The organism is Marinobacter daepoensis DSM 16072 (genome assembly GCF_000421165.1).
Lineage (GTDB): Bacteria > Pseudomonadota > Gammaproteobacteria > Pseudomonadales > Oleiphilaceae > Marinobacter > Marinobacter daepoensis.
In genome coordinates, this window is sequence record NZ_ATWI01000012.1 from 49,161 (window position 1) to 68,044 (window position 18,884).

10 protein-coding genes are annotated in these 18,884 nt (G+C 61.0%); 5 read left to right on the forward strand and 5 right to left on the reverse strand.

From position 1 onward, the window contains the following. Position 1 precedes the first annotated feature (1 nt). The 5 genes from rbbA to K325_RS0114170 form a co-directional block, all read right to left on the reverse strand. A complete protein-coding gene (rbbA, locus tag K325_RS0114150) occupies positions 2-2,731 on the reverse strand; it encodes a ribosome-associated ATPase/putative transporter RbbA (RefSeq protein WP_029654920.1) in 2,730 nt (909 codons plus the stop codon). Continuing rightward, positions 2,724-3,722 carry an HlyD family secretion protein gene (locus tag K325_RS0114155; RefSeq protein WP_029654921.1) on the reverse strand — a complete coding sequence of 333 codons (999 nt, stop codon included), beginning with the start codon at positions 3,720-3,722 and terminating at the stop codon, positions 2,724-2,726. Before K325_RS0114155 ends, rbbA begins: the two co-directional genes overlap by 8 nt. A gap of 124 nt (positions 3,723-3,846) precedes the next feature. Next, positions 3,847-4,239 (reverse strand): globin domain-containing protein, encoded by a 393-nt coding sequence (locus tag K325_RS0114160; RefSeq protein ID WP_029654922.1) that lies wholly within the window; start codon positions 4,237-4,239, stop codon positions 3,847-3,849. A gap of 131 nt (positions 4,240-4,370) precedes the next feature. Continuing rightward, complete coding sequence (locus tag K325_RS0114165) at positions 4,371-6,620, reverse strand: helicase C-terminal domain-containing protein (RefSeq protein ID WP_036193644.1); 2,250 nt, start codon at positions 6,618-6,620, stop codon at positions 4,371-4,373. Next, positions 6,617-8,317: a VRR-NUC domain-containing protein gene (locus tag K325_RS0114170; protein ID WP_029654924.1), complete on the reverse strand. Its 1,701-nt coding sequence runs from the start codon at positions 8,315-8,317 to the stop codon at positions 6,617-6,619. The genes K325_RS0114165 and K325_RS0114170 overlap by 4 nt, the downstream gene beginning before the upstream one ends. Before the next feature lie 159 nt (positions 8,318-8,476). Between K325_RS0114170 and K325_RS0114175 the strand changes: the two genes are divergently transcribed. The 5 genes from K325_RS0114175 to recD all read left to right on the forward strand — a co-directional run bounded on the left by K325_RS0114175 (position 8,477) and on the right by recD (position 18,873). After that, positions 8,477-8,953: a hypothetical protein gene (locus tag K325_RS0114175; RefSeq protein ID WP_029654925.1), complete on the forward strand. Its 477-nt coding sequence runs from the start codon at positions 8,477-8,479 to the stop codon at positions 8,951-8,953. 20 nt (positions 8,954-8,973) lie between these two features. Further along, complete coding sequence (locus K325_RS0114180) at positions 8,974-9,195, forward strand: hypothetical protein (protein WP_156836604.1); 222 nt, start codon at positions 8,974-8,976, stop codon at positions 9,193-9,195. Between the two features lie 116 nt (positions 9,196-9,311). Continuing rightward, a complete protein-coding gene (gene recC, locus K325_RS0114185; RefSeq protein WP_029654927.1) occupies positions 9,312-12,905 on the forward strand; it encodes an exodeoxyribonuclease V subunit gamma in 3,594 nt (1,197 codons plus the stop codon). Then, positions 12,902-16,624, forward strand: a complete 3,723-nt coding sequence (gene recB, locus K325_RS0114190) for an exodeoxyribonuclease V subunit beta (RefSeq protein ID WP_029654928.1) — start codon at positions 12,902-12,904, stop codon at positions 16,622-16,624. Before recC ends, recB begins: the two co-directional genes overlap by 4 nt. Continuing rightward, positions 16,621-18,873, forward strand: coding sequence for an exodeoxyribonuclease V subunit alpha (recD, locus tag K325_RS0114195; protein WP_029654929.1), 2,253 nt, complete (start codon positions 16,621-16,623; stop codon positions 18,871-18,873). Before recB ends, recD begins: the two co-directional genes overlap by 4 nt. Positions 18,874-18,884: the final 11 nt, after the last annotated feature.

Here is an 18,884-nt window from a genome sequence, read left to right on the forward strand (position 1 = left end):
GTCAGCGCCCCTGTTTCCTGAGCAGCGCCACCGCCATCACGGTCAGCACCGGTACAAAGGCGGCCAGAGCCAGGAATGCGCCCTGCATATCCGACAGCGACAGGCCTTTGGTAAACACACCACGGCTGATTTGCAGGAACCAGGTGGCGGGCCAGATCGGGCCGATCAGGGCGCCGGCACCACTCAGGGACGACACCGGTTCCGTCAGGCCGGAGAACTGTACTGTCGGCAGAATGGTAAGAATGGCCGTGGCGGCCAGCGCCGCGATCTGGGTCGAGGCAAAGGTCGACATCACCTGGCCCAGGGCCGTGGTGGCGGTTACGAAGAGCAGGGCGCCCAGAGTAAGCGTCAGCAGGCTGCCTTTGATCTCAACATCAAACACGTACACCGCCAGCAGCACCAGGCTGACGTAGCTGATCATGCTGAAGGCAATGTAGGGCAGCTGTTTGCCCAGCAGAAACTCCACCCGGGTAACCGGCGTTACGTACAGGTTGGTGATGGACCCCAGTTCCTTCTCACGAACGATCCCCAGAGCCATCAGAATGGCAGGGATAAAAATCAGCAGAATGGGGATCACCGCCGGCACCATCGCATCCAGACTCCGGAAGCCCTGGTTATAGCGGTACCGGTCTTCCAGCGTGACCAGTGTCAGTGTGGGCACCACGCCCAGCGTGCGCTGGGCCAGCTCGCTCAGGTAGCTGATGTGCATGCCCTGAACGTACCCCAGAATGGTCTCGCCCCGGAATGGCATGGCGCCATCCACCCAGACCGCCATTTCGGTCGGCCGGCCCCGTTTCAGATCCTTACCGAAGCCCGGCGGAATCTCAATCGCCAGGCTCAGCTCACCGGAGCGCATGCGTCGCTCCAGCTCGCTCATATCCTGCAGTTCCGGTTGCTGCAGAAAGTAACGGGAACCCGATACCGCCGCAATGTAATCGCGGCTCTGGGGTGTCTGGTCACGGTCCAGCACCGCAAACGACAGGTCTTCCACATCCAGGGTAATGCCGTACCCCAGGATCAGCATCAACAGGGCTGAGCCAATGAACGCGAAGGCCATGCGAATGGGGTCCCGCAGCAGCTCTCTCGCCTCACGGGTGGCGTAGGCCAACAGTCGTCGTGGGCTGAAGGCCCTGGGCCGGTCATTATGATTGGCGGGCGCCAGGGCCAGGTTGTCGGCCCCGGTCTCTGGCTCTTTATCCACCGCTTCCAGGGTTTGCATGAACGCCCCTTCCAGGCTGTCAGTGCCGGAGGCTTCAATCAATCGGGCCGGAGTATCGCAGGCCAGCACCTCGCCAGCGTGCATAAGCGAGATCCGGTCGCAGCGCTCGCCCTCGTTCATGAAGTGAGTGGAGATAAAAATGGTCACCCCGTCTTCCCGCGACAGGCGCATCAGCAGATGCCAGAAACGGTTGCGGGCCCCCGGATCAACACCCGAGGTGGGCTCATCCAGAATCAGCAGTTCTGGTTCATGCACCACCGCCACAGCCAGAGAAAGCCGCTGGCGAACCCCGAGCGGCAAACTCCCTGCCAGTTGATCCAGTACATCTTCAAGGCCGAATTCCTGCACCAGAGCCTGAATACGCGCGGCAATTTTTGCCTCCGGCAGATGAAACAGCCGGGCATGCAGTTCCAGGTTCTGACGCACCGTCAGCTCGCCATACAGTGAGAACGCCTGAGACATGTAACCGACTTTCTGCCGGGTGGCCAGGTCTTTGGCATCCAGCGGCTCGCCGAACAGCCGGACCTCACCTTCCGAAGGCGTCAGCAACCCGGTGAGCATCTTCATGGTGGTGGTCTTGCCACACCCGTTGGAGCCGAGAAACCCGAAGATCTCGCCTTTCGGAATGGAAAAGCTCACGTCCCGGACCGCCGTAAAGGTGCCAAAACGCAGGGTCAGGTCGTGGGCCTCAATGGCGGGTACCTGATCATTCCCCGGCGGGTTTTCCGGCCGCTGCTCCATCGCCCCTCCACGCTCCTGAGCCTGACGGCTTTCCGGCAACAGGGCAATGAAGGCATCGTCCAGTGAGTGCGTTCCCGTTTGCTCACGCAGTTCGGCAGGCGAGCCGGTGGCCAGAACTTTGCCATCGTCCATCGCCACCAGCCAGTCGTAACGCTCCGCTTCTTCCATGTAGGCGGTTGCGACCAACACGCTCATGCCACTGCGCTGCTGGCGAATGGTATCGATCAGGTCCCAGAAGCGCTTGCGGGAGAGCGGGTCTACGCCGGTGGTTGGTTCGTCGAGAATCAGCAGATCCGGGCTGTGGATCAGGGCGCAGCACAGGCCCAGTTTCTGTTTCATGCCGCCGGATAGCTTACCCGCCGGCCGATCACGGAATGCCAGCAGGCCGGTGGCTTCGAGCAGCCGGTCGATCTGCTCCCTGCGCGTGGCTCCCACCACACCAAACAGGTCGGCAAAGAACGCGATGTTCTCGTCCACGGTGAGGGTGTGGTAGAGGTTGCCCCCAAGGCCTTGCGGCATATAGGCAATGCGGGGGGCCACCCGGTTGCGAAAACGCTGGCTGGCCATCGAGCCGCCGAGTACCTGCAACTGGCCTTCCTGCAGCTCCCGTGCTCCGGCAATCAAGCCCAGCAGTGTGGATTTTCCCACCCCGTCCGGACCAATCAGCCCGACCATGCAACCAGCCGGAAATGCCAGGGAAATGTCAGACAACGCCTCGGTTTCCCCGTAGCGATGGCTGACGCCTTCCAGCCAGGCCACACTCTCAGCCATTGGGCAGTGCCACGTTCAGGTTTTCCGGCCAGGGCTGGCTCTCATCGGTCCGCACGAACGCTTCACCCGGAACTCCGGTTTTTACGCGGTCCCGGTATGCCTTCAGGAGATCCGCATCGATGCGGATGCGTACCCGGAACATCAGTTTTTCACGTTCACTGCGGGTTTCCACAGACTTTGGCGTGAACTGGGCTTCTGCAGCCACAAAGCTGACTTCGGCCGGCACCACGTAGTCTGGCAGCGCATCCAGAATGATTCTGGCCTCAGCCCCTACACGTACTTTGCCAGCCTGGGCGGTGGGCAGGAAGATGGTCATGTACACATCGGTCACATCGAGAACGGTGGCCACTTTGCCCCCCGCCGCCAGAACCTCGCCCGGCTCAGCCAGCCGGTACAGAACCCGACCGCCCACCGGGGTGGTCAACTGACTGTCGTCGATGTTGGTCTGAATGCGACGAATGCTGGCGTGGGCCGCTTCAATACCTGCGTCGGCAGAGGCCACCTGAACTCTGGCGGCCTGCAGCGCTGCCTCTGCCGTTTCCGCTGCGGTGCGGGCACGGTCCAGCTGTTCCTGAGAGGCATGGCCGCGGTCAGCCAGAGACTCGATCCGGGCCAGTTCGGCGCGGGCATACCGGCGTTCGCTTTCACGCTGGGCCACCACGGCTTCCGCCAGCCTGCGACCTTGCTCGGCCTGATGCAGATTGGCTTGCGCCGACGCCAGACTGGCCTGCAATTCGTCGGTATCCATGACCGCCAGCAACGCACCGGATTCAACCATGTCACCTTCCCGAACTCCAAAGGATTCCAGGCGGCCGGGAATGCGGGTCGCGATGTCGACTTCCGTTGCTTCTATCCGGCCATTCCCCGAGGCAATCGGACCGGACAATTCATCGTCACCCGGCATCAGATACCAGGCGGCCGCTGCGATCAGCCCCAGAGCCACCACAATCATCAGGGTACGGTTTAACGCTTTACTGCCGGATCTGGCCATAGTCCATCCTTGAAGAAAGAAGAGGATTCACAAGGTATCGCGAGTATAGTCCAGTTGTATGACCGTCTCGCTGACGCGAATCAAGTCCCTTGCGATTTATCAATTCTGAAACGCCCGTCCGGGATCAGTAGGCCCCGCGAATCAGATCAATGCCTGGTTTCAGTACCTGCCGCCAGGCATCGCGAAGCTCCGGGGTGAACTCCGGGTCGTGCACCCGCACGGTCTTCAGCAGAGCGTCTTCCCAGAAGCTGTACCATTCCGGCTGGATGTTGTAGTTGTGGCGATTGTGGCTTTCCCCGAGATCCCGGAGCTTGCGATCGGACATACCCCGGGCCACAAGGATGATTTGCATCACACCGTTGCGCAGCAGGTGGCGCTGAGCCGCCATGTCGGTGTCCTGAAAACGAGCACGTATCGCGTCCGAGCTGGCCATGAAAAAATCGTAGAAATCGACAAAAAACTGGTCCTTGCGGCAGCAACGGCCATAACTCTGGAAAACAAGATCCGTCGGGTTCATTTGCAGTCAGTGTCCTTGCTTAACGGGCAGGTTGTCATTGCGGGCCACGAATTTTAAGGAAGTACACCATTTTTTCCATAGCGATATGTAACAACTGACGCCATAGACGACAATTTAGTTAGGTTCAGCACTCATAAGGAAAACCACCAGGGCGGCAGTAAACGGCGAATCCGAGGTTGCAGAAAGCGATCGTCGATCAGCCAGATGACTCCGGCATCGTCGGGTGTCCGGATAACCCGCCCCGCGGCCTGAGCCACTTTCTGCAAGCCCGGAATCAGATAGGTGTAACCATAGCCGTCGCCAAACCGGCTCTGGAGCCGCTCTTTCAGAATTTCATGCCAGGCATCGAAAGGGGGCAGTCCCAGGGTGCTCACAAAGGCACCGATCAACTGGTTGCCCGGCAGGTCGATGCCTTCACTGAACACCCCACCGAGCACGGCAAACGCCACACGGCCTTCAGCCTGCCGGAACCCCTCCAGAAAGGCGGAGCGCTCGGCTTCGCTCATACCCGGCTGCTGGCTGCGCTGAGGCACATCCGGTGCCCGCGCTTTCAGAGCGTCGCTCACGGCTCGCGCGTATTTAAAACTGCTGAAAAATGCCAGATAGTGGCCCGGCCGCGCCCGGTACTGCCCGGCAATCACCTCGGCAATCGGCTGCAGGGAGGCCTCCCGGTGCGCCTGACGGGTACTGATACCGGGGGTGAAATGTACCTGCAGCTGTTCGGCACTGAACGGACTCGGCAAGGAGGTGAAACGAGCTTCCTCCGACAGCCCGAGCAGGTCACGGTAGTAGCCCCCGGGGCTCAGAGTGGCGGAGAACAGCAGCACCGAGTGAGCGGCGGTAAACCGGTCGCAGAGAAAGTCTGCCGGAATCAGGTTCTGAATCGTCAGGCTGGCGCGCCCACGGCCAGCCCGCTCGAACGCACACAACGAATGATCGCCAAAGCGGTCGGCCAGTTTCATAAAGGCGATGCTTTCAAACAACAGTTCCTGCAATGCCAGATCTGGCGGGTGATCGGCCAGATAATCCCCAAGGCTCGAGACCAGGCCTTGCAAGGCCCCGGACAGCGACCCGGGCAGGGTACTCAGAAACACTGGGGCGGCGCTCTCTCCGCACTCCCGATTCAGGCTTTGCCAGGCCCGGACAGTCCTGTCCAACGCGCTCTTTACCGGTTTCGGGGCGGTCTTCCGCAATCTCAGTACGCGTTGCTGGTCCAGTTGAACGGAATACATTCCCCGGGCCCGATCCACCAGGTTGTGGGCTTCATCCACCAACACACTGGCTCTCCAGTTGTTCTGGCGAATCAACCCGTGCAAGAGCGCAGACTGGTCAAACATCCGGTTGACGTCACCAATCACCAGATCGCACCAGCGCGCCATTTCCTGAGCCAGGAAATAGGGACAGATGTCGTGGCCTGCGGCGATCTTCGCCAGAACTTCCCGGGTTAACGGCTCTGAGGTCTGGGCCGCTTCCGCCCGGGCGTCAGGCAAGCGATCGAAAAAACCCTGTGCGAGCGGGCAGGCCTCCCCATGGCAGGCTTTGTCCGGATGCTCGCAGGCATCCTCCCGGGCCACCAACTCCAGCGTGCGAAGCGGCCAGTGTTCTTGTGGGCTTCTGGCCGCCCGCAACTTATCCACAGCCGCCAGGGCCAGTTGTCGGGCGGTATTCCGGCAGGTGAGGTAGAACAACCGGTCCTGACTGGCCGTCGGCATGGCCATCAACGCCGGGAACAGGGTACCCAGCGTCTTCCCCAGCCCGGTCGGGGCTTCCAGCAACAGAGTGCCGCCTCTGGCCGAGTTCTTGTACACCGTTTCCGCCAGTTGCCGCTGCCTGGGGCGGAAGTCGGGAAACGGAAAAACCAGGCTGGCCAGCAAAGCATCCCTCTGCTGCCGATGTCGTGCTTCCTGTTCCGCCCAGTCTTTGTATAGATCACACAAGTGCAACAGCCCCTGCCAGAGATCGTCCGCCGTGGCGGTTTCTGTCAGAGTGGTTTCTTTATCCCGCCCGGTGTCGTAATAGGTCAGCGCCAACTCCACCCGTGCACACTTTTCCTGCCGACAGAGCAGGGCGCCGTATGCCCGCAGCTGAGCCCAATGGAGGGCACGCTGATGGGCTCGCATCCGTGACAGGTCACCCCGGTGGGTCTTGATCTCCTCCAGACGATTTTTATGTGGATGATAGCCATCGGCACGCCCGGAAACCTGCAGCCCCAGACACTCACCCGTCAGCAAATACTCACTTTTGTAACCATAGCCACGGCGAGCCTGAAGCTTCTGGTGGCCAGCAATGCCCTCTTCGGCGGTGGGCGCCGGGGTGTACCGGAAATCCAGATCACCATGGCGAGCAGCGAACTCACAAAGGGTACGAACGGCAACCTTCACGGGCATTCCCCATCGCCCTGCCAACGCACATAACAGACACTGGCCGGTATCCCCCGGCGGGCAAAAAACTGCAGCCAGCGAATCTGGTGGTCTTGCAGACGGTCGCCCGGCCCTTTCACTTCAATCATTTCATAGCGCTGTTCGGGCGCTTTGGCGCCCGGAACGAAGCGAATCAGGTCCGGAAACCCACTGCGATGTTCCCGGAGGTTGTCGAGCAGGCGCAGGAACAGGTCGTTCAGGTGCGCTGGCGGAATGCTGTCCAGAGCATGGATCAGCAGAGCTTCATTGACCGCCGGCCAGAGCACAAATGGATTGGCAATGCCGGATTTATCCCTGAAGGTTTGCAGAATCGCCTGCCGATATGCCCCGGTCTCCAGCAGACGGAGCCGTTCATCGAACCCCGGCTGGCGCCGGGTGACAAAATCCTCCCGGGTCAGATCGGCCGGCCCCACATGAAAGGGATGAAAGAACGCCCCGGGCAGGGGCCTGAAGATCACCGGCCAGCACAAAAGGCCAAATAAAGCGTTGATCAGCGTATTTTCAACATAGAAGACCGGAGCATCCACAGTGCTCAGGGATTGCAAAGCGGCCAGCTCCACCGTCCCGGTGTCCGGTTTTGGCACGGTCAGGGTAAACTCGTTCAGGAGCGGGTTATCCACAGGGTCCGGCTGCTCCGCACCCACTTTTTTCGCCAGCCGCTTCAGTACCCGCGCCAGTCCCTGGGCTTCAGCATCGTCTGGCTCACTGGCCAGGCGCTGGCAAGCCATGGCCCAGGCCCGCTCATAGCGTTTCATCCGTTCCAGTAAACGAAGTTGCTTCAGCCAGGCATCGCGGTGACCACTGCCGCCCCATACCTGTAACGCCAGTTCAGGCTCGCCCTGACGTTCTGCCTGCCGACCAAGCTCCAGCAACAGCCGGTCTCGACGGCTGGTCAGCCACGCGTTATCCACAGGAGCAGGGACATCGGGCCAGACGTCCACCGCCGGTTCGCCGCTGTCGAGCCGTTCCCGGCATTGGTGCATCTGCAGGTAGCAGTCCACCTCTGCCCGCTGCTGGAAGGCGCGGGATGCTGGCGTAAAAGGCACGGATTCGAACTGCTGTACGCCCAGTTCCACCAGCACAAAGTCGGTCCAGCTCTGGCGCAGGTTGCCGAAGAACATCAGGCGGATGCGGTCGAACAGAGCCATGTCCTGCAGCTGGACGACATCTGAAGCCTCACCGCCACCAGGCAACCAATCCTCCAAGGCTCTTGGCGAACTGAACGACTCCGCCAGCAGGTCCAGCATCTGCGCCTTGCCCAGGGTTTTCGGGTGGCCCTGTTGTTGCAGCCAATCGGCGAACACCGGCCGTAATTCCGCCAGGGTAAACAGCCGGAACAGGTCGTCCAGGCTTAGCTCCGGCGCACGGTCCAGCCAGCCCGCCTGCACCAGCACCCGGAGTGCTTCAGATTCCGGTACCGGCAGTTCCGGATAACGCAGCTTGTCGGCCCGGAACAATTCACCGGTGCGCATCACCATGCGAGTCAGCAGCGCCCGCGGCCCGGTCTCAAGACCAGCGAACTCGGACAGCCGGGTACGTTCCGGCCCGGTCAGCAGGTCTCCGTGATGGGTCATAACCCACGACACCAGAACATCCATGTTCTCCTGATAATAGAGTGGGTTATCCAGGCTGGCGGGAACCGGATGGCGCATAGTCATCACATCAGTGCATTGGGAATGGCGACAGGGTCTGGAACTTTACGATGGAAAACGAACAGCCTCAAATCAGAAATCATGCACAAAAATTCATCAAATCAATCCTTGCCAGCAAGAGAGATGATAACTATTATCATTTACATCAAGACAAGGAGGACGCCAATGAAATTTCTCTGCCCCCGCCATCGTGATCTGTTTTCCAGCCTTTCGCTCGGCGAAAAAAATGACTTATGGCTGCTCTGGATGGAGCACGCCATCACCTTCAGCGAAGCACCTGACCCAGACCCGGACAAAATGATAGCGGTTACCGGCAGTGCGTTTGACCTGGCCTGTCTTGCCCGAATTCATCACCCAGACAGCATGCAGGTGGAACTGACACTGGCGGCCATTCTGGTGTGCCGTGCGTTGCGTGACAAAGGAGAAAGCTCTGCAGCCGACCGCGTCCTGTTTCGCGCCCTCGACAGCCTTCAGTCTACCGAATCCTGGGGTGGCAGCCCAAGTGGCCAATGCAGCACCGATGAATGCCTCGAGGTCCTGCTGGACACCCGCCGGCAACCCGGGTTCTTTGCCGAGTACCTGAACTGGCCATCGTTTCCGTTTACCACACCGGTCGCCGGCTCCGCCCTGGCGGTGCACTGACCCTGGAGGGAGCTATGGGAATGCCCTTCACACGCGTGGCTCCGGTTCAGGCCCACAGGCTGGATGGCCTGGAGTGGCCAGGAGATGGCACCAGTGACCGGGTCTGCATCAGCATAGACTCCCGCTGCCTCGCCCGGCTGATGGCCAGCCATCAGCTCCACGCTCAGGACTTTTCCTGTCAGGACAGCGCCTCCCAGGCGGTGGTCCGGAACCTCCTGCTGGACTTGCTGCGTCAGAACTGACCCTACCAGAACCGGAAATCGGCGGGGGAACTTCCGTGTGTCAGACGGTCCGAATCCGGGGCGACATACGGTAAGCTGTAGCGGAGGACTGAACCGAGCACCCAACAAGGATTCCCATGGCCGACGCCACCGCCATCGAACCCGGCTTTCACGCCATCCACGCCAATCACCTGGAAGATCTGCGCCGGGCCGTGGTGTACATCTGTCGCCAGAACCCGATGCCACCACTGCAGAGCGAAACCTTTCTGGTTCAGAGCAACGGCATCGCTCAATGGCTGAAACTGGCCCTGGCTGAAAAACGCACTGAAGCAGAAACCGGCGGCGGCCTGGGCATTGCCGCCGGCATGGACTTCCTGTTCCCGGCCCGGTTTATCTGGCAAGCCTACCGGGCGGTCCTGCCAGACGGAGAGGTACCGGAACAATCCCCCTTCGATAAGCCCCGGCTGGTGTGGCGTCTGTACCGATTGCTGCCGGATCTGGTCGGGCAGGACCCGGCGTTCAGCCCGCTGGCCCGGTTTCTGGAAGGCCCCGACTCTGATCTGCGTAATTTCCAGTTGGCTGAAAAAGTGGCCGACCTGTTTGATCAGTATCAGGTGTTCCGCGCTGACTGGCTGGCAGCGTGGGAGCAGGGCAGGGATGTGATCATCTCCGCCCGGGGTGAAGACAATGCTCTGGACCCTGAAACCCTCTGGCAACCCTTGCTCTGGCGTAAACTGGTCGAAGACGTGGGCATCGAAGCCCACACCAGTCGCTCACAGATTCACACCCGCTTTATGGTACAGGGCCAGCGCATGGACGAGCCGGCCAATCCTGACCGCTTGCCCAATCGCATTGTCGTGTTTGGGGTGTCGTCTTTGCCCCGGCAGGCCCTGGAAGCGCTTTATGTGCTCAGTCGCTTCAGCCAGGTGGTGCTGTGCGTCCACAACCCCTGTCAGTTCTACTGGGCAGACATCATCAGCGACCGGGAACTGTTGAAGGCCGAACGCAAGCGGGGGATCGCACACCCGGTGTTGTCACAGATAGACGATCCAGACCAGCTGCACCAGCACGCCAATCCGTTGCTGGCGGCCTGGGGCAAACAGGGGCGGGACTATATCCGCCTGCTGGATGAATTCGATAACCCGGACGATTACCGCGCCAGCTTCCAGACGCCGGGCCAGAAAATCGACATTTTTACCGATCACGGCAACCCGGATGCCCCTAGCCTGCTGCACCAGCTGCAGAACGATATCCACAGCCTGACGCCGCTGACGGAAATCCGTGATCAACACCGAACGATTGATCTGAGCCTTGACCATTCGGTGGTCTTTCACAATGCCCATGGCCCACAGCGGGAAGTGGAAATCCTGCACGACCAGTTGCTGGCCGCCTTCAACGCCGACCCAACCCTGCGGCCCCGGGATATCATCGTGATGGTGCCGGATATCAACGTGTATGCCCCCCATATCCAGGCGGTGTTCAGCCGCCACGCCGCCGGCGACAAACGCCACATTCCGTTCACCATTTCCGACCAGGGCCAGCGCCACCACGAACCGGTGCTGATCGCTCTGGAAACCCTGATGTCGCTGCCCCGCAGCCGCTTTGGCGTAAGCGAAATCCTCAGCCTGCTGGAAGTGCCCGGCATCCGCGACCGCTTTGAGATCGGCCAGGACGATATTCCCCTGGTCCGGCGTTGGGTGGAAGGCGCCAATATCCGATGGGGCCTGCATGGTCAGCACCGGGAAACTCTGGACTTGCCCGCGGAACTGGACCGCAACACCTGGCAATCCGGACTCCGCGCCATGTTGCTGGGCTATGGCATGGGCGATGACGACCCCTGGGGTGGGGTAGAACCTTACGGCGAAATTGGCGGTCTTCAAGCCAGCCTGGCCGGTCACCTCAGCGAGTTTTTGCACCAGCTCGAAACCCTGTGGCAGGCATTGCAGCCCCCCCGTACACCCATGGAATGGGAAACCCTGTTCTCCACCATGCTGGGGCAGTTTTTCCACAGGGTAGACGGCCAGGATTTGTTATTACTGAACCGCTTTCGCCGCCAGTTAGAGCAATGGCTGGAGGATGCCCTCGCCGCCGGGCTCGACCAGCAACCACTGCCACTGAACATCGTCAAGGATGTGCTGCTGCAGGGGCTGGATGAAGGCGGCCTGAACCAGCGCTTCCTGGCGGGCAAGGTAAACTTTGCTACCTTGATGCCCATGCGGGCCATTCCCTTCCGCAAGGTGTGTCTGCTTGGCCTGAACGACGGCGACTATCCCCGTTCCCGGCCACCGGTGGATTTCGATCTGATGGCCCGGGACTATCGCCCCGGAGACCGCTCCCGTCGGGAAGACGACCGCTACCTGTTTCTGGAAGCCTTGCTATCAGCCCGGGAGCAGCTGTACATCAGCTGGGTGGGCAGAAGCATCAAGGACGATTCCGAACGACCACCCTCAGTACTGGTAGGGCAGCTACAGGATCACATCGACAGCCTGTGGACCGTCGCTGAGGGTAGCAGCCGCACGGTCACCGAAGCGCTGACCACCCGACACCCGCTTCAACCCTTCAGCCGGGATTATTTCCCAAAGAACAACGGCGTGATGGAAGGCGAAGCAGCACTCCCGAAGCCCCTTGAAGACATCTTGCGGGCTCGGGGCCTGTTCACCTACGAACGGGAGTGGCGCAGCGCCCATGGCGTTGAAACCATAGAAACGGCCCACCAGGCCCTGCCGTATCAGGCCCCGGAAGAACCTGTCAGCCTGAACGATCTGGCGAGCTTCCTGAAAAAACCCATCGACACCTTTTACCAGCGCCGCCTTCAAGTGCGATTTGAGGCCGTCGAAGACGAGGACACCGACAACGAAAACTTCGACCTGAACGGCCTGGACCGCTGGCGCCTGGACAACGAACTGATTACCGACAGTGTGATGAAAGCGGCCAGCGAGGATGAGCTGCATGAGCGGCTGGAAACCACGCTGGACCGGATGGCCCGCCGGGGCGACCTGGGAATGGGGGTTACCGAACACCGGCTGCGCACTGAGCTGGCCGGGCGTCTGCCAGACCTGTTCAAACGGTATCGCAGCGCCCTGGCACAGTGGCCGGAAGCGGTGGCTGAACCGCGTCCATTCGAGTTCCACTATGCCGGTGCGCTCGGTTCCGTGGAAGTCGCTGACCTGATCAACCATCTTCGTAGTAATCCCCAGAGCCAGTTGTGCCGACTGGTGATCGCCAACTCGGGCCTGCTCACCGGCTCCGGCTACTCGAAGAAAGTCCGCTACGCCAACCTGCTGCGAGACTGGCTGATTCACCTGGCCGGGCAACTCATCGGCCAGCCGTTTGAAACCCTGATTCTGGGTAAGGAAGAGGGCCGGACGTTCCGTTTTCCGGTGATGTCCCCCGAACAGGCTCAATCACACTTCAACGTAATTCTGGACCGGTGGATGGAAGCCACCACCCGGGCCCTGCCCATACACTGTGAATCCGGATTTGCCTGGATTACCAGCTACTACGGCGGAAAGAAACACATCGGCGATCACGAGCGGGCCATCCGTGAGGCGGAGCAAGCCTATACAACCGCTTTGGAGCGGGACACAGGCTACCTGCTTGGCGCCTTTGAAAGCCCGGAGGCCCTGTTCGCCAGTGGCGAATTTGAGGCTCTCCTGCACCAGCTCTATGTCCCCCTGTGGGAAGCGGAGCAGGGCAAATCGGCGGCGGAGCAAATCGGGAGCATGGAATGACCGAACAGATGACCAACCGGAACCCGAACCTGGACCCGCTGGCACTGCCTCTGAACGGCCGCGCCCTGATCGAGGCCAGTGCCGGCACGGGCAAAACCTTTACCATCGCTCTTCTGTATGTACGTCTGGTGCTCGGGCACGGTCAGAGTGACGACAGCCCGCTGCAGAATCTGCTGCCTCCCAACCTGCTGGTCGTCACCTTTACCGACGCCGCCACCAAGGAATTGAGGGACCGTATCCGTACCCGGCTGACCCAGGCCGCAGAGGTGTTTTCAGGCACCGACCACCTCGAACCAACCCCGGAAACCGAACTTATCCACAAGCTGCGGGATGACAGTTACCCGGACCGGAGCACCTGGCCCGACTGCCGCAAAAAGCTGCTGCTGGCCGCCGAATGGATGGATGAGGCAGCGGTGTCTACCATTCACGGGTTCTGCAACCGCATGCTCAGTGAGCACGCCTTCGACAGCGGCAGCCTGTTCAAACTCACTCTGGAAACCGACCAGAGCGAACTGCTGGACGATGTGGTCCGGGACTACTGGCGTACCTTTGTCTACCCGCTGCCTCCGGCACTGATGGACGAAGTTCTGAGCCACTGGAAAACCCCTGCCGATCTGCGCAAGGCAGTGCGTAATCTGATCGATGACCCGGATGCTCTTGGCACCCCGCCAGAGAGCGTGCATCAGGCCATCAATCAGGTGGTCAGCGAACGGCTGACACAGGCCAACGCACTGAAAGCCCATCCCTGGGGCCAGTGGCAGCCGGACGTTACCGATCTGCTGAACGACCTGAACAAAAGCAAACGCCTGCATGGTGGCAGCAAGAACGCCATGCTCAAGGCGTGGGAGCCTCTGATCGCCTGGGCCGAGTCCACCGACCTGCTTCCCGAAGGCCTGGACAAAGCCGGGTTCCGGAACCAGAGCCCCGAAGGTCTGAACAACATCCTGAAAGGGGACGCCCCCGCCCCCCACCACCCGGCTTTCGACGCCATTGAGGCCCTGCTGGCCTTTAGCCAGCATCAGCCCAGCGCCAAATCCGACATCCTGCGCCACGCCAGCCATTGGATTGCCGCCAGACTGGAGTCAGAAAAACAGCAGCGCTCGGAGATGGGATTTGATGACCTGCTCACCCGCCTGGATGATGCCTTGCATGGCCCCCGGGGTGACCAGTTGGCCTCAACCATCCGCCGCCAGTTCCCGGTGGCGCTGATTGATGAGTTTCAGGACACCGACCCGGTGCAGTACCGCATCTTCAACAGGATCTACCAGGCTCAAGACAACAACGACAGCGCCACTTGCCTGTTAATGATCGGCGACCCGAAACAGGCCATTTACGGATTTCGGGGCGCCGACATCTACACCTATCTGCAGGCCCGCGAGGGTGTTCAGACCTGGACCCTGGGCACCAACTTCCGCTCAGCCGAGACCATGGTCAACGCCGTAAACCGGGTGTTTGAACACAGCGATCAGAACAGCCTTAAAGGGGCCTTCCTGTTCGGGAAAGGAGACAGCACCCCGCTGCCATTCCAGGGAGTGAAGGCCAACGGCACGAAACGGCGGTGGGTGGTGCTTGATGAGGTCCAGCCCAGCCTGGTGTTCTGGGCCCACGAATCCGGGGAATCCGACAAGGAGGGCCAGCCAAAAGGCATCGCCAAGGGCACCGCGACCACCGAGGTGGCAGAAACCTGCGCCAGCGAGATCGCCCGGCTACTGATTCTGGGGCAATCCCGGCAGGCCGGCTTCGCGCTGGCAGACAATCCCGCCGATGTGGAACCGGTCGAACCCAAAGACATCGCTGTGCTTGTGAATAACCGCAACGAGGCAGCGGCAGTGCGGGATTCTCTCGGCCGCCGACGCATTAAAAGCGTCTACCTGTCGGACCGGGATTCGGTACTGACCTCCCGGGAGGCCACCGAAGTGCTGTGCTGGCTGCGGGCTTTCGCTGAACCCCGGCAGCTCTCACTGATCCGGGCTGCCCTGGCCACGCCGACTCTGGGCCTGAGCTGGCAGACGCTGAATCTGCTGCTGACCGATGAGCTGGTACTGGAACGGGAAATCGAGCGCTTTCAGGGCTACCAGCAGCAGTGGCAAAGCCAGGGCGTGCTGCCCATGCTGCGCAGCTTTCTGATGGACTTCGAGGTCCCCGGCCGGCTATTGCAACGGCCCGACGGCGAGCGCCGGCTCACCGACCTGCTGCACATTGCCGAGCTGCTGCAGCAGGACAGCCTGCAACTGGATGGCGAGCACGCACTGGTCCACCATTTCACTCAGACCCTCCGGGCCGGAGATGAAGAAGACGAACACCGCACCCTGCGCCTGGAAAGCGATGCCGGGCTGGTGAAGGTGATCACGGTGCATAAATCCAAAGGTCTGGAGTACCCGCTGGTGTTCCTGCCCTTTGGTACCGCCTTCCGGGCAGAGAACCAGAAACAGGCGTATGTGCGTTACCACAACGACGACGCCAAACTGGTGACAGTGTTCGACCCGACCCCGGAAGACCTCGACAAGGCCGACCAGGAGCGGTTAGGGGAGGATATCCGCAAGCTCTACGTGGCCCTGACCCGGGCCCGGTTTGCCACCTGGGTGGGCGCGGCGGCTGTGGATAACTGGCACCAGAGTGGCTTGGGTTATGCCATCGGCGGAACACCAGAGCAACCCATAGGCCAGGCCCTGGCCCCCCTGACACAAGGCCACCCGGAAATTCTCATCAGCCCATTGCCGGACCCCGGAGACACCGTGTTCCGTGAGTGTGACCCGGAAAGCCTGGGGCCAGCGCTGGTGTCTGCCCGGGAGGCGAAAGAGGACTGGTGGATTGCCAGCTATTCTGCCATCGAGTACACCGGCATGGCCGGCACCGGCATTACGTTTAGCGGCGAAGTGGAAGACGCTCAGACCCAGAACCTGCTGGAAGAAAGTACCCAGGATCACGACGAAGAGGCTCCCATTGTGTCCACGGCCCGGGACCGGGACCATCACCACTTTCCAAAGGGCGCTGGCCCGGGCACCTTCCTGCACGAGTTGCTGGAATGGTGCACAGCCCGGGGTTTCCAGCAGGTTGTGGATAACTCTGAACAACTGCGCGAACAGCTCATCCGGCGTTGCAGCACCCGGGGCTGGGACGACTGGGTGGAGCCGCTGCAAAGGTGGCTGCTGGCATTGATCCAAAAACCGCTGCCACTGGATCGAAGCGGCCGAGACTGCACCAGCCTGGCAGAACTGGGTAACCTGCGCCCGGAGCTGGAATTCTGGTTTGAAAGCCACAACGTCAGCATACAGACGCTGGATGCTCTGGTTACCCGACACACCCTGAACGGCGCCGACCGGCCCCGTGCTGTGGCCAACCGCTTCAACGGTATGCTCAAAGGGTTTATCGATCTGGTGTTTGAACACAAAGGGCAGTACTACGTGCTGGACTACAAATCCAATACTCTGGGTGAAGTCGACGGTGACTACACCGACCAGAACATGGGCGACGCCATCCTTGCCAAGCGGTATGACCTGCAATATGTGCTCTACCTGCTTGCCCTGCACCGGCTGCTGAAAGCCCGGCTGCCCGGTTATGACTACGACCAGCATATCGGGGGTGCGGTGTATCTGTTCCTGCGCGGGGTACACTCCGCCACAAGCGGAACCTTTACCGACAAACCACCCCGAACACTCATTGAGCAACTGGATGCCCTGTTCGATGGCACATCCCTGACCGGTGAGGTGACCGCATGAGCCGCACCCGCCATACCGAAAGCCAGTTTTCCCTGGATCTGGGAGACGACACGCCGGTGAATAAGTCAGCGCCCGACCCGAATGAAGCTGTGGATAACTCATACCACCTGGCCAGCCTGGCGAAGACCGAAGCCCTGTTGCTGCAGTGGCAACAGGCGGGCTGGATTCGCCCCCTGGACACCGGCTTTGCCAGGCTGATCCGCGAACTGAGCGACGAGCAGGGTGAGCGCACGCAACCGTTAGTATTGTTGCTGGCGGCACTGACGTCCCATCAGGTTGGCCGGGGCCACGTCTGTGTGGATCTGGCGACCCTGCTGGCCGATGCCGGCAATACTCTGGCCTTACCGCCGGAGGAAACGGGTAGCCGGGCGATCACCGAAACGCCGATACCGGTGCCCGAGGCTACGCGGCCCCAGGACCTGTTGGCCCGGTTTCAGCTGGGTGACTGCCTGGCCGCACTGATGGGGTCGGTCGCCGTGAGCGATGGGTCGGTCACAGCTCCACTGGTACTGAATAACTCCCGACTGTATCTTCGCCGGTTCTGGCGCTATGAACAACGCATTGTCGAGGGCATTCAGGAAAGGCTGGCTTTGCCATCCCCCCTGGCCGACCCGCAATCCGCAGCGGCGCAAACCCTGTCGCAAGCACTGGATACACTGTTCCCGCCCACCGAACCGGTGGATTACCAGAAACTGGCCTGTGCCCTGGCCGCCCGTCACCGGTTTGCCGTGATTACCGGTGGCCCCGGGACCGGCAAAACCACCACCGTCGTCAACCTGCTGGCCGCACTGCAGTCGATGGCCGGAAATGATCCACACCGGGCAGGGCGCAAGTACCGTATCCGCCTGGCCGCACCCACCGGAAAAGCTGCCGCCCGCCTGAACGAATCCATTGGCGGCGCAGCCAGCAAACTGCCGCTGGCGGCCTTACCAGGCGATGTGCACCTGGATGACATTCCCACCAAGGTCACCACCTTGCACCGGTTACTGGGCAGTCGGCCCGATACCCGCCATTTTCGCCATAACCGGGATAACCCCTTGCTTGTGGATATCCTGGTAATTGACGAGGCCTCCATGGTGGATGTCGACCTGATGGCCTCGGTGTTCGACGCCTTGCCCGCCAGCGCCCAGCTGATCCTGCTGGGGGACAAAGACCAGCTGGCCTCGGTGGACGCCGGTGCGGTTCTGGGTGAATTGTGCCAGCGGGCTTTCGAGGCCCACTACACGCCCGATACCGCCAGCTGGCTGGCCACCATCTCGGGTACCCGAATCCCGGCGCCCCTTGTGGATAACTCAGGCCTGGCCCTCGACCAGGCTGTGGCAATGCTACGCAAAAGCTACCGTTTCGATCAGGACAGCGGTATCCGTCAGCTGGCAGAAGCCGTGAATACCGGTGCGTTGACCAACCACCTGTTGAAGCATATCCGGAGTGCCGCATTTGACGATGTCATCTGGCTCAATGGCCATGCTCAGCAACCAGACCCCGAACAAACGCTGGGCCTGATCCGCAGCCACGCCATCACCGGCACCCCGGAGCGCTTTCGAAACGCCGGGCAGGGGCGGATGGTCAATGACAAAACACTGCCATCACCAGTGGGCTATCGCCATTACCTGAAAGTTATCCACAACCCAGACCTAACCGCCGACAGCCCCCGAGAAGCCTGGGATGCCCACGCGCGCTCTGTGCTCCAGGCGTTTAACGAATTTCAGATTCTGTGCGCCCTGCGCAAGGGCCCCTGGGGCGTTGAGGGGTTAAACCAGCTCATCGCCCAACAGTTGCTGGCGGAGAAACTGATCGAAAAAGCCGAAGGCTGGTACGCTGGCCGCCCGGTACTGATCACCGGCAACGACTACAACCTCGGTCTGATGAACGGCGACATCGGCATTACATTCCGTGTGCCCTGGGATAAAACCGCGGCTGGCGAACCGAAAACCACTCTGCGCGTGGCATTTCCGAGCAGCGACAGCGTTGGCGGCATCCGCTGGATCTCGCCCAGCCGGCTACAACAACTGGAGACCGTGTATGCCATGACCGTACACAAATCCCAGGGCTCGGAGTTCAACCACACCTGCCTGGTACTGCCAGACAGGCTCAGCCCGGTGCTCACCAAAGAACTGGTGTACACCGGCATCACCCGGGCCAAGAACTGGTTCAGCCTGATCACCGGCGATGCCCAGGTCTTCAAGGATGGCGTGGGACAGCAGGTGGTGCGCGCTTCAGGGCTGGCGCTTCGGCTTGGCGAGCGTTAAACCACGCTCTG

Coding starts and splice junctions, on each gene's coding strand:
- rbbA (WP_029654920.1), bottom strand. CDS start 2,731: ATGGCTGAGAGTGTGGCCTGGCTGGAAGGCGTCAGCCATCGCTACGGG.
- K325_RS0114155 (WP_029654921.1), bottom strand. CDS start 3,722: ATGGCCAGATCCGGCAGTAAAGCGTTAAACCGTACCCTGATGATTGTG.
- K325_RS0114170 (WP_029654924.1), bottom strand. CDS start 8,317: ATGACTATGCGCCATCCGGTTCCCGCCAGCCTGGATAACCCACTCTAT.
- K325_RS0114175 (WP_029654925.1), top strand. CDS start 8,477: ATGAAATTTCTCTGCCCCCGCCATCGTGATCTGTTTTCCAGCCTTTCG.
- K325_RS0114180 (WP_156836604.1), top strand. CDS start 8,974: ATGCCCTTCACACGCGTGGCTCCGGTTCAGGCCCACAGGCTGGATGGC.
- recC (WP_029654927.1), top strand. CDS start 9,312: ATGGCCGACGCCACCGCCATCGAACCCGGCTTTCACGCCATCCACGCC.
- recD (WP_029654929.1), top strand. CDS start 16,621: ATGAGCCGCACCCGCCATACCGAAAGCCAGTTTTCCCTGGATCTGGGA.
- recB (WP_029654928.1), top strand. CDS start 12,902: ATGACCGAACAGATGACCAACCGGAACCCGAACCTGGACCCGCTGGCA.
- K325_RS0114160 (WP_029654922.1), bottom strand. CDS start 4,239: ATGAACCCGACGGATCTTGTTTTCCAGAGTTATGGCCGTTGCTGCCGC.